Origin of the sequence: Mesorhizobium sp. WSM4904, from assembly GCF_029674545.1 — a bacterium.
Classification (GTDB): Bacteria; Pseudomonadota; Alphaproteobacteria; order Rhizobiales; family Rhizobiaceae; genus Mesorhizobium.
On record NZ_CP121354.1, the window covers coordinates 50481 to 62760 of the forward strand.

At 65.1% G+C, this 12280-nt stretch carries 9 protein-coding genes; 3 read left to right on the forward strand and 6 right to left on the reverse strand.

Features of this window, described 5'->3' with window-relative positions; translation table 11 throughout:
* The first annotated feature begins 16 nt into the window (after positions 1 to 16).
* The 3 genes from QAZ47_RS00260 to QAZ47_RS00270 are packed head-to-tail and all read left to right on the forward strand — an operon-like array spanning position 17 to position 5321.
* Positions 17 to 1147: an efflux RND transporter periplasmic adaptor subunit gene (locus tag QAZ47_RS00260; protein WP_278232090.1), complete on the forward strand. Its 1131-nt coding sequence runs from the start codon at positions 17 to 19 to the stop codon at positions 1145 to 1147.
* Positions 1144 to 2217 (forward strand): efflux RND transporter periplasmic adaptor subunit, encoded by a 1074-nt coding sequence (locus tag QAZ47_RS00265; protein ID WP_278204956.1) that lies wholly within the window; start codon positions 1144 to 1146, stop codon positions 2215 to 2217. The genes QAZ47_RS00260 and QAZ47_RS00265 overlap by 4 nt, the downstream gene beginning before the upstream one ends.
* Entirely contained in the window at positions 2217 to 5321 is a 3105-nt protein-coding gene (locus QAZ47_RS00270) for an efflux RND transporter permease subunit (protein WP_278232091.1), read from the forward strand. Before QAZ47_RS00265 ends, QAZ47_RS00270 begins: the two co-directional genes overlap by 1 nt.
* A 10-nt stretch (positions 5322 to 5331) precedes the next feature.
* Here the strand turns inward: QAZ47_RS00270 and QAZ47_RS00275 are convergent, their stop codons facing one another.
* From QAZ47_RS00275 to QAZ47_RS00300, 6 genes are all read right to left on the reverse strand, one after another.
* Positions 5332 to 6078: an ABC transporter ATP-binding protein gene (locus tag QAZ47_RS00275; RefSeq protein WP_278232092.1), complete on the reverse strand. Its 747-nt coding sequence runs from the start codon at positions 6076 to 6078 to the stop codon at positions 5332 to 5334.
* Positions 6075 to 6923: an ABC transporter ATP-binding protein gene (locus QAZ47_RS00280; protein ID WP_278232093.1), complete on the reverse strand. Its 849-nt coding sequence runs from the start codon at positions 6921 to 6923 to the stop codon at positions 6075 to 6077. The genes QAZ47_RS00275 and QAZ47_RS00280 overlap by 4 nt, the downstream gene beginning before the upstream one ends.
* Complete coding sequence (nikC, locus tag QAZ47_RS00285; protein WP_278232094.1) at positions 6920 to 7840, reverse strand: nickel transporter permease; 921 nt, start codon at positions 7838 to 7840, stop codon at positions 6920 to 6922. Before nikC ends, QAZ47_RS00280 begins: the two co-directional genes overlap by 4 nt.
* Positions 7837 to 8904 (reverse strand): ABC transporter permease, encoded by a 1068-nt coding sequence (locus QAZ47_RS00290; protein ID WP_278232095.1) that lies wholly within the window; start codon positions 8902 to 8904, stop codon positions 7837 to 7839. Before QAZ47_RS00290 ends, nikC begins: the two co-directional genes overlap by 4 nt.
* 13 nt (positions 8905 to 8917) lie before the next feature.
* Positions 8918 to 10543, reverse strand: coding sequence for an ABC transporter substrate-binding protein (locus QAZ47_RS00295; RefSeq protein ID WP_278233927.1), 1626 nt, complete (start codon positions 10541 to 10543; stop codon positions 8918 to 8920).
* A 271-nt stretch (positions 10544 to 10814) separates the two neighbouring features.
* Positions 10815 to 12089 carry a lytic murein transglycosylase gene (locus QAZ47_RS00300; RefSeq protein ID WP_278232096.1) on the reverse strand — a complete coding sequence of 425 codons (1275 nt, stop codon included), beginning with the start codon at positions 12087 to 12089 and terminating at the stop codon, positions 10815 to 10817.
* Positions 12090 to 12280 lie beyond the last annotated feature (191 nt).

A 12280-nucleotide genomic window follows, 5' to 3' on the forward strand; every position in this document is an offset into this window, starting at 1 on the left:
GCGGCCGAGGGGAACCATGAGCAGGATCGCGACGTCCGCCTTGCCGTCTTCGCCGCCCCGTCTTTCGTCTCGTCCAAACGTCCTGCTGCTCTTCATCTGCGCCGCAGCCCTTTCAGTGGCCGGCTGCCAGAAGCAGCAGGTGGCGGAAAAGAGGCTGCCGGTGATGGTCACCACGCAGACGGTCGCACTCGCCGACTACGCGCCGAGAACCTCGCTGACCGGCGTGATCGCTGCCCGCACGCTCAACAATCTGTCGTTCCGCGTCGGCGGTCGGGTCGCCGAGCGGCTGGTCGATGTGGGCCAGCATGTCGACCAGGGCGCGGTGCTTGCCCGCATCGATCCGCAGGAACAGGAATCCGACCTGCGCTCGGCGCAGGCCGATCTCGACGCCGCGCAGGCGCAGCTCACCCAGGCCGCGGCCACCTACCAACGGCAAAAGACGCTGCTTTCGCAGGGTTTTACCACCCGGCGCGATTTCGACAGCGCCGACCAGACGCTGAAAGTGGCGCAAGGCAGCGTCGAGGCCGCGCAAAGCGCCCTGGCCAACGCCAAGGAAAACCTGTCCTTCACCGAACTCAAGGCGGGTGCCGCAGGTGTGATCACCGCGCGCCAGGTCGAGGCCGGACAGGTGGTGCAAGCGGCGCAGACCGTCTTCACCATCGCCGAGGATGGCGACCGCGATGCGGTGTTCAACGTGCATGAGACGCTGGTTGCCCAGACGCCTTCGGCGCCGGCCGTGACCATCACGCTGCTCTCCGACCCGCAGGTCAAGGCGACGGGCAAGGTGCGGGAAATCTCGCCGGCAGTCGACACCGCGTCGGGATCGATCCGGGTCAAGGTCGGCATACCCGACACACCTACAGCTATGCCACTGGGTGCGGCCGTCATCGGCACCGTCAGCGCCAAGGCGGTGAAAGCCGTGCTGCTGCCCTGGCAGGCGCTGACGTCCACCGCCGGCAAACCGGCCGTCTGGATCGTCGACCCGTCGAGCAAGGCAGTGACGACGGCGCCGATCGAGGTGCTTGCCTTCGAGTCCGGCGTGGTCGTCGTCGACAAAGGGCTCGAGGCCGGCCAGAGCGTCGTCACCGGCGGCGGGCAATTGCTCAGCCCCGGCCAGACGATCGATATAGCGGGAACCGATCAATGAACCCACGGCTCGGCGTTTCCGCTCTTGTTCTGCTCGCGTCGCTCGCCGCCTGCTCGCGCTCGGAAGAGAAGCCGCCCGAGATCATCCGGCCGGTGCTGTCGATGGTCGTCGAACCGAAGTCCGTGGAAACTTTTGGCTTTGCCGGGACTGTCGAGCCGCAATACAGCGCCGACCTTGCTTTCCGTCTGCTCGGCCGCGTCGTCTCGCGCGACGTCAAGGTGGGCGACATCGTCACCAAGGGAACGACGATCGCGGCGCTCGATCCGACGGCGCTCGAGCTCGCCCTCCAGGCGTCGAAAGCGGATTTGTCGAACGCGCAGGCGCAGTTCGCCAATGCGGCGGCGAGCGAGGAGCGGCAGCGCGCCCTGCTTGCCTCCGCCAACACTCCGCAGTCCGTCTTCGACGCCGCGCAGCAGGCCCGGCAAGCGGCGGCGGCCAGCGTCGAGCGGGCCAACGCCGCTTTGGCCAAGTCGCAGGAGCAGCTCGGCTATGCGCGGCTGTTCTCCGACTTCGACGGCGTCGTCACGGCGACAGGCGCGGAAGTCGGCCAGACGGTATCGCCGGGCCAGACGGTCGTCACCGTGGCGCGCACCGATCCGCGCGAGGCGGTAGTCGACATCCCCGACCAGCTGACCGGCGATCTCGCCGTCGGCACCCCGTTCCACATCATCCTGCAGTCACTGCCCTCGATCACCACCGAGGCCAAGCTGCGCGAGATCGCACCACAGGCCGAAGGCTCGACCCGCACCCGCCGGGTGCGGCTGACGCTCACCGATCCGCCGCCGGCGTTCCGGCTGGGCTCGACCATCACCGCAACCCGCATGACGAAGGTGGCGCCCACGATAGAGCTGCCGATGTCGGCGCTGCTCCAGGAGAACGGCGCCGACAAGGTGTGGATCGTCGATCCGCAGTCATCGAGCGTGAGCGCGCGCGAGATCAAGGTCGCTTCGAAGAACGGCGCCGCCTTCACGGTGGCGCAAGGGCTGGAGGCCGGCATGCGCGTGGTCACCGCCGGCGTCCACAGCCTCGTCGAAGGCCAGAAGGTCAAGGTGCCGGAGGGAGGGGTCTGATGAAAGGCTTCAACCTCTCCGACTGGGCCCTCAGCCACCGCTCGCTGGTCTGGTATTTCATGCTGGTCTTCGTCGTGGCCGGCATCTTCTCCTACCTTCACCTCGGCCGCGAGGAAGATCCGGCCTTCACCATCAAGACGATGCTGATCCAGGCGAACTGGCCGGGCGCTTCGGTCAACGAGACCGTGCGCCAGGTGACCGACCGCATCGAAAAGAAGCTCGAGGAGCTCGACAGCCTCGACTACACCAAATCGGTCACGACCGCCGGCAAGACCGTCATCTTCGTCAACCTGAAGCCGACCACCAAGGCGCGCGACGTCGTGCCGACCTGGCTGCAGGTGCGCAACATGGTCAACGACATCTGGGCGCAATTCCCGCAAGGTGTGCAGGGGCCGTTCTTCAACGACCGCTTCGGCGACGTCTACGGCAACATCTACGCCTTCACCGCCGACGGACTGACGCCGCGCCAGCTGCGCGACTACGTCGAGGATGTGCGCACCAAGATCCTGACGGTGCCGAATGCCGGCAAGGTCGATCTCGTGGGCGCCCAGGACGAGGCGATCTATCTCGAATTCTCAAGCCGCCAGATCGCGGCGCTCGGCCTCAACCAGCAGCAGATCGTCGCCAGCCTGCAGGCACAGAACGCCATCACGCCGTCGGGCGTCATCCAATCCGGGCCGGAGCGCGTCAGCGTGCGCGTCGGCGGCCAGTTCACCTCCGAGGAAAGCCTTCGCGCCATCAACCTGCGCGTCAACGACCGCTTCTTCCGGCTGAGCGACGTGGCGACGATCACGCGCGGCTATGTCGACCCGCCGACGGCCTTGTTCCGGTTCAACGGCCAGGATGCAATCGGGCTCGCCATCGGCATGAAGCCCAACGCCAACCTGCTCGAATTCGGCGAGGCGCTGCACAAGGAGATGGAAAAAGTGCTGGCCGACCTGCCGATCGGAGTCGGCGTGCACCTGGTGGCGGACCAGCCGGTCATCGTCGAGGAGGCGGTCTCCGGTTTCACCCGCGCGCTGTTCGAGGCGGTGGCGATCGTGCTTGCCGTGTCCTTCATCAGCCTCGGCCTGCGTGCCGGCTTCGTCGTGGCGCTGTCGATCCCGCTGGTGCTGGCCATCACCTTCACGGTCATGGCCTATCTCGGCATCTCGCTGCAGCGCATTTCGCTCGGCGCGCTGATCATCGCGCTCGGCCTTTTGGTGGACGATGCGATGATCGCGGTGGAGATGATGGTGGCGCGGCTGGAGGTGGGCGACAACCTGCGCAAGGCGGCGACCTATGTCTACATCTCGACCGCCTTCCCGATGCTGACCGGCACGCTGGTGACGGTCGCCGGCTTCATCCCGATCGGCCTCAACAACAGCGCCGCCGGCGAATACACCTTCACGCTGTTCGTCGTCATCGCCGTGTCGCTGCTCGTATCGTGGATCGTGGCGGTGCTGTTCGCCCCGCTGCTCGGCGTCACCATCCTGCCGGCCAAGATGAAGGCGAAACATCATGACCAGCCTGGACGCTTCACCTCGCTGTTCCGCCGCGTGCTCGTCTTTTCGGTGCGCCGCCATTGGCTGACCATCATAGCGACCGTGCTTTTGTTCGCGGCCTCCATCGCCGGCTTCGGTCTCGTCCAGCAGCAGTTCTTCCCGCCCTCGGATCGGCCGGAGCTGATTGTCGACTGGAACCTGCCCCAGAACTCATCGATCGCCGAGACGCGCGACCAGATGGAGCGCTTCGAGCAGCGCGCACTGATCGGAAACCCCGACATCGATCATTTCTCGTCCTATATCGGCCAGGGCGCGGTGCGTTTCCTGCTCGCTTTCGACGTGCAGCCGGCCAATCCGTATTTCGGCCAGACCGTCATCGTCACCAAGAGCATCGAGGCGCGCAACCGCGTCAAGCCGGCACTGGAAAAGCTGCTGCGCGAGGAATTCGTCGGCACCGATGCCTTCGTCAAGCCGCTCGAGCTCGGGCCACCGGTCGGACGCCCCGTGCAGTACCGCGTCGGCGGCCCGGATATCCAGACCGTGCGCGAACTGGCGCAGCAGTTTGCCGGCGTGGTCTCGGCCAATCCGAAGCTCGCGGCACCCACCTTCGACTGGAACGAGCCGCAGCGTATGCTGAGGGTCGACGTGCTGCAGGACAAGGCGCGCCAGCTCGGCATCACCTCGTCCGACATCGCCAGCGCGTTGAACAGCACGGTAGGCGGCGCGACGATCACGCAGGTGCGCGACGCCACTTACCTGATCAATGTCGTGGCGCGCTCGCGCGAGGCGGACCGCAGCTCGATATCGACGCTGCAGAACATGCAACTGCCGACCGGCAATGGCGACGCGATCCCGCTCGCCGCGGTCGCCAACATCCGCTACGACCTGGAGCAGCCGACAGTGTGGCGGCGCAACCGCACGCCGACGATCACCGTGCGCGCCGGCATGGTCGGCGACGTTTTGCCGGCAACCATCGTCAACGAGCTGAAGCCATCGGTCGACGCCTTCATCGCCAAGCTGCCGCCCGGCTATTCGGTGCAGACCGCCGGGTCGGTCGAGGAGAGCGCCAACAGCCAGGGACCGATCGCGGCCGTCGTGCCGCTGATGCTGTTCATCATGGCGACCATCCTGATGGTGCAGCTACAGAGCTTCCAGCGCCTGTTCCTGGTGGTGGCGGTGGCGCCGCTCGGCCTGATCGGCGTGGTGGCGGCGCTGGTGCCGAGCGGCGCACCGCTCGGCTTCGTCGCCATCCTTGGCGTGCTGGCCCTGATCGGCATCCTGATCCGCAACTCGGTCATCCTGATCGTGCAGATCGAGGATCTCGTCGCCGAAGGCAAGGAGCGCTGGGCGGCCGTGATCGAGGCGACCGAGCACCGCATGCGGCCGATCGCGCTGACCGCGGCCGCCGCCGGTCTCGCGCTGATCCCGATCGCGCGCGAAGTGTTCTGGGGGCCGATGGCCTATGCCATGATGGGCGGCATCATCGCGGGCACGGCGATCACGCTGCTCTTCCTGCCGGCGCTCTATGTGACATGGTTCCGGATCAAGGAGCCGCCAAAGCGGGGACCGGAGGACGAGACTGGGCACAACGAAGCGGTATCGGAGGGCGCGACAGCCTGAGGCGGTCGCCCTACACTCTCACAAACCCCTCGCTCGCCCTGAGCAGATTGCGCGTATAGTCCTCGCTGACGCGATGGCCGATAAGCTGGCTGGCGGTCAGCGTCTCGACCGCCTCGCCGTTCTGCATCACCATCAGCCGCTCGCACATATGGGTGATGATGGCGAGGTCGTGGCTGACCATCAGGAAGGTGAGCTTGCGCCGCCGCCGCACCTCTTCGAGCAGGTTCAGCACCTCGGCTTGCACGGAAGCGTCGAGCGCCGAGGTCGGCTCGTCGAGCAAAAGGATCGAGGGTTCGAGGATCAGTGCCCGGGCAATCGCCACGCGCTGGCGTTGGCCGCCGGAAAGCTGGTGCGCGTAGCGGAAGCGGAAGCCCTTGCCGAGGCCGACCTCGTCCAGTGCGCGCTCGATGCGCTTCTCGCCGTCGGCAATGCCGTGGATGGCTAAAGGCTCCTGCAGCAGCCGGTCGATCGTCTGGCGCGGATGCAGCGAGCCGTACGGATCCTGGAAGACCATCTGCACATCGCGGTAGAAGGCCTTGTCGCGTGTCTTGCCGAGCGTTTTGCCGTTGACGGTGATAGTGCCGCCGGCGACAGGAGCAAGGCCGGTGATTGCTCTCAGCAGCGTCGACTTGCCGGAGCCGCTTTCGCCGACCAGACCGTAGGATTCGCCTTCCCGCACTTCGAGGTTGACGCCCTTCAGCGCACGAAAACGGTCGAAGACCACCTCCAGCCCTTCGACGGAAAGTGCTGCCGTCATGCCGCCCACTCCGGCTTGCGGTCGAGCACCGGCAGCGGGTGGCGCTCGAAGCCGATCCTCGGCATGCAGTTGAGCAGGCCGCGCGTGTAGGGATGCCGGGCATCGCGCAGCTCGGAGGCCTTGAGCTGCTCGACCACCTTGCCCGCATACATGACGACCACGCGGTCGCAGAATGACGAGACCAGGCGCAGATCGTGCGAGATGAAGATCAGCCCCATGCCGCGCTCGGCGACGAGCCTGTCGAGGATGTTGAGCACATCGAGCTGCACGGTGACGTCGAGAGCCGAGGTCGGCTCGTCGGCGATCATCAGCTCCGGCCCGGCGATCAGCATCATGGCGATCATGGCGCGCTGGCCCATGCCGCCCGAGACCTCGTGCGGGTGGAGATCGAAGACACGCGCCGGATCGCGTATCTGCACCGCCCGCAACATCTCCAGGGCACGCTCGCGGGCTTCCGCCTTTCCGACCTTCTCATGCGTGCGCAGCGTCTCGACGATCTGGCGGCCGATGGTCATCACCGGATCGAGCGAATATTTGGGATCCTGCAGTATCATGGCGATGCGGTTGCCGCGCAGCGCCCGACGCTGGCTGGATGACACCGAGAGCAGATCGATGCCGTCGAAGCTGAGCTTCTTCGCCGACACCTCAGCCTGCGGTGGGGTCAACCCCATGATGGCGCGGCCGGTCTGCGACTTGCCGGAGCCGCTCTCGCCAACGATGCCCAGCCGCTCGCGGCCGAGCGAGAAGGAAACGCCGCGCACGGCCTGCATGATGCCGGTGCGGGTCGGGAAGGTGACGCGCAGGTCGTCGACTTCGAGAAGCGCGCCTTTTGCATTGCCGCTCATTGGTCGCCGCTCCGTGGGTCGAGCGCGTCGCGCAGGCCGTCGCCGAGCAGGTTGAAGCCGAGGCTGACGATGAGGATGGCAGCACCCGGCGCGGCGGCTACCCACCACTGGTCGAGGATGAAGCGGCGGCCCGACGCGATCATCGCGCCCCATTCGGGCAGCGGCGGCTGCGCGCCGAGCCCAAGGAAGCCGAGGCCGGCGGCGGTAAGGATGATGCCGGCCATGTCGAGGGTCACCCGGATGATCAGCGAGGAGATGCAGAGCGGCATGATGTGGCGGAGCACGATGCGGAAGGGCGAAGCGCCCATCAGCTGCACCGCCTTGATGAAATCGGAGTTGCGCACCGTCAGCGTCTCGGCGCGGGCTATGCGCGCATAAGGCGGCCATGACGTGATGGCGATCGCCAGCACCGCGTTCTCGATGCCGGGCCCGAGCGCCGCGACGAAGGCAAGCGCCAGAACCAGCTTCGGGAAGGCGAGGAAGATGTCGGTGATGCGCATCAGGATGGTGTCGGTCCAGCCGCCGGCATAGCCGGCGACAGTGCCGACCAGCAGGCCGATGGGGGCGGCGATGACGGCGACGAGGATGACGACGTAGAGCGTCCAGCGCGAACCGTAGACGATGCGCGAATAGATGTCGCGGCCAAGGTCGTCGGTGCCGAACCAGTGCGCCGCGCCGGGCGGAAGCAAGCGGGCGTTCTTCAGATCGCCCACGGTCGGCGAATAGGGCGCCAGCACGTCGGCAAAGGCGGCGACCGCGACCAGCGCGAGGATGATCAGCAGACCGACGAGGGCCAACCGGTTGGCAGAAAAACGCCGCCACGCCACATAGGCGCGGCCGAGCCGCGCCTGCACGCGCGAGGCCGGCCGCTCGCTGAGCAGCCATTCGCGCCGGCTTTGGACGACTTCTGTGCTCATCCGGCCTTCGTCCTTGGGTCAAGAAGCCGATAAAGCAGGTCGGACAGAAGATTGATGGCGATGAAGACCGAGCCGATGATGATGGTGCCGCCGAGCACCGCGTTCATGTCGGCGTTCTGCAGCGAATTGGTGATGTAGAGGCCGATGCCCGGCCAGGAGAAAACGGTCTCGGTCAGCACCGAGCCTTCAAGCAGGCTGGCATAGGAGAGCGCGATCACCGTCACCATCGGCACTGCTGCATTGCGTAGCGCATGGCCCCAGATGATGCGCGTTTCCGACAGGCCCTTGGCGCGCGCGGCGACGATGTATTCCTGCGCCATTTCGTTCAGCATGAAGGAGCGTGTCATGCGGCTGATATAGGCGAGCGCGAAATAGCCGAGCAGCGAGGCCGGCAGGATGATGTGGCGGTAGGCGTCATAAAAGACATCCCACTGGCCCTGCATCGCCGCGTCGAGAAGGTAGAAGCCGGTGATCGGCGTGAAGGTGTATTCATAGACAACGTCGAGCCGCGCCGGAAAGGCGACCCATTGCAGCTTGGCGTAGAACAGCACGAGGCCGAGCAGTCCCAGCCAGAAGATCGGCACGGAGTAGCCTATCAGGCCGATGATGCGCACGATTTGGTCGATGAGGCTGCCGCGCCGCACCGCCGCCAGCACGCCGAGCGGCACGCCGATGACGGCGCCGATGATGGTGCCCAGCGTGGCGAGCTCGATCGTCGCCGGGAAGACGCGGCGGATGTCGGACATAACCGGATTGGTGGTCAGCACCGAGGTGCCGAAATCGCCGCTCAGCGCGCTTTTGACATAGATGTAAAACTGCTCGATCAGCGGCAGGTCGAGGCCCATTTCGCGGCGCGTGCGCTCGACGACGGCCGTCGGCGCGCGGTCGCCGAGCACGGCCAGCACCGGATCGATGGGGATGACGCGGCCGATGAAGAAGGTCACCGCGAGAAGACCGAGATAGGTCGTCACCGCGATGACCAGGAAGCGGCCAACCGATGATAAAATAGCGACGGCACGGGCGCTGCCGCGCCCTGCCGCCGCCTGGTTTTCAGCTACGCTCACGCGTCCGACGAGCCTACTTGGAGACCGTCCAGACGAAATTGGTATCGAAGCTCGGGCCGAGCTTGAAATCCTTGAGGTTCTTGCGAAGTCCTGCCACTTCCAGCTGCTGATGGATGATGACGAAGGGGCTGGTATCGAGGATCTTCTGCTGCAGGTCCTTGTACATGTCGGCGCGCTTGGCCGAATCCTTCTCCAGCAGCGCCGCCTCGGTTTCCTTGGTCAGATCCGGAATGTCCCAAGCATTGCGCCAGGCCAGCGTCTTGATCTTGGCCGCGTCGGAATTGTCCGGGTTCGAGGCGAAGGTCTGGGCGTTGGAGTTCGGATCGAAATAGTCCTGGCCCCAGTTGCCGATATAGATGTCGTGGTTGCGCGCACGGTACTTGGTCAGCGTCTGCTTGCCGTCGCCAGGGATGATCTCCAGCTTGATGCCGGCCTGGCCGAGCGTCTGCTGGATCGATTCCGCCATGCCGGTGGTCGGCTGGCCGGTGCGCACGTCCATGGTCACCTTGAAGCCGTCGGCTAACCCGGCCTTGGCCAGCAGCTCCTTGGCCTTGGCGACGTCGAGCTTGAAGGGATTCTCGTCGACGGCGCCGAGGTCGCCCTTGGGCAGGAAGGACTGATGGATCTCGCCGATGCCCTTGAGGATGGTCGAGGCCATCGCGTCGTAGTCGACCAGATATTTGAACGCCTGGCGAACCTCCGGCTTGGCAAGGTTCGGATTCTTCTGGTTGAGGCTGATGTAGTAGACCGTGCCTTTCGGGGCGCTGGTGGTGGCGAGATCGGCGTTCTTTGCGACGGCGTCGAGGTCGTTCGGCTCGAGGTTGCGGGCAACGTCGATGTCGCCAGCCTCGAGCGCCAGACGCTGTGCGGAGCTTTCCTTCATGTTGCGGTAGATGACGCGGGCCAGCTTCGCCTTTTCGCCGTTGTAGTTGTCGTTGCGCTCCAAAACGACGGCTTCATTGGCGCGCCATTCACGCAGCTTGTAGGGGCCGGAGCCGGCATAGCCGGTCTTCAGCCAGGCATTGCCGAAGTCGTTGTCCCATTTGTAGTCGGCGCTGGGCGTTACGGCCGCGACATGTTCCTTGACCAGCTTGCTGTCGACGACGGAAGCGACGGTGGCCGACAGGCAGTTCAGCACGAAGCTCGGCGCGTAGGCCTTGTCGACGACGAATTGGAAAGTCGTGTCGTCGACCGCCTTGGCCTTCTCGGTGACGTTGTCGCCGCTGATGCCGAACTGATTGATGATGAAGGCTGGGCTCTTGTCGAGCTTGATGGCGCGCTCGAAGGAGTAGGCGACGTCGGCCGCGGTGATCGGATTGCCGGAAGCGAACTTCATGCCGGGCTTGAGCTTGAAGGTGTAGGTCAGGCCGTCGTCGGAAACGGTCCAGCTCTCGGCGAGGTCACCCTTGACCTTGGAGGTGTCGCTGAGGTCGAGTCGTACCAGGAGATCATAGGTGTTGCCGGTGACTTCGGCGGTCGACAGCTCGAACGCCTCGCCCGGATCCATCGAGATGATGTCGTCGATGGCGAAGCCTTCGACCAGCGTGTCGGCAGGCGTGACCGCAAAAGCGGGCGCCGCAAGCAGCGCAGATATCGCCACACCCGCAAGCAAGCTACGGAGAGCAAACTTTTCCAGCATCATGATGATCGTTCCCTGTTTTGTTGACCTGAGGTTCCCGGCTCAGGGCTGCTTTGTTCTTCTCGAAGCCGACGGCGGCTTGAACCACTTACCGTCGTGGTTTTTGTCCAGTTGGTCAACACCCTATTCGGCAGCGTTCGAACCGGCAACGCGCATTTTGCGAAACAGCTTATTGGGCCAGAACGGGTGTCACGAGTCGACCCGTGCGCTGGCTAATCGAAGCCTTCAATCAGGAAAAATCTGCTAGACTTTCGACCCTTGGAGGTCGCCGTCATTTCAGTTGCGCAACCAAGCTCGCGTCGGGAAAGCAGGTCGCAGGCTTGCCGTTCTTCGCTTGCCAGACGCCGATCGAGCGGCGCGTCTTGAAGCCGGGCAGGCCGTCGGCGCTGCCGACGTCGTAGCCCTTCGCCTGCAGCGCCTGCTGGAGTGCCGCGATGTCGGACCGGTGGAGATCGCCCACCAGGCCCCAGGTGCCGGAGAAGGTGGCGTCACCCTTGGCGATGCGGTCGGCGGCGTGGCCGATGAACAGCGCATAGAGGTCGCTGGTGTTGTATTCCTTCAGCACATAGAAGTTCGGCGTGACGATGAAGGCCGGGCCGCTGCGCCCGGCCGGCATCAGGAGGAAGCCTTCGGCCTTCAGCTCGCTGGCCTGGAACGCCCTGCCGTCGGCGCGCCTGATACCCATCGCCACCCAGTCGGAAATCTTCTTGCCCTGGTCCGGTCCTTCAAGCGAGCAGGAGACGTTTGCCGGCGCGATCACCTCGGTCCCCCAGCCGCGGCCCCTCACCCAGCCATAATGGACGAGGTAGTTGGCGATGGAAGCGAGCACGTCGGGCGTCGAGTTCCAGATGTCGGGCCGCCCGTCGCCATCGAAATCGACGGCGTGCTTCAGAAAGGACGTCGGCATGAATTGCGGCTGGCCGAGCGCGCCGGCCCAGGACGACTTCATCGCATCGACCGGGGCGAGCCTGCGCTCGACGATGTCGAGCGCGGCCAGCACCTCGATGCGAAAGAAATCCTTTTTCGTCGACATGAACGCCTTGGTGCCCAGCACCTCGAAGGCGTCGTAAGGCATCTTGGCGGCGCCGAAGCCGGTCTCGCGGCCCCAGATCGCCAGCACGATGTCGCCGGGCACGCCGTAGCGCTTTTCGATCAGCCCGAGCACCCTCGCATTGGCGCTCTCGCGCGCCCGTCCACCGGTGGTGACGGCGCGAATGATCTTCTCGGCGAAATAATTGGCGGGCGGACCGAACTCGGCCTGGTGCTGCTTTTCGGGCGTCGTCGGCTTCACGCCGGGCATGACGAGGTCCGGCAGCTTCAGGTTCGGCTTCACGCCGATGAAGGCGGCATCGAAGGTTTTCTTGGAGATGCCCTTGGCCTTGGCTTCGGGCCAGAGGTCGTTCTGCAGCCAGGCCTGGAATTGGCCGTCGATGGGGGCGGCGCGGGTGGGGATGGAGAGGAACAGCCCGACAAGTGCTGCAAGGAAGGAAAGTACAGCCAATCTGAGAAGCCGGCGCCAGGCACCCCCCTCTGTCCTGCCGGACATCTCCCCCTCAAGGGGGGAGATTGGATGTCGCCCTGGCTTTCGCCAATCGCCAACGTTGAAAGGAAAATGTTGCCGGCGAAACTGCCAATCTCCCCCCTTGAGGGGGAGATGTCCGGCAGGACAGAGGGGGGTGCTTAGCGCCAACTTCGAAGGATGCATTCCAGTCATAGCGCGCATCCTCCGTCTCGCTG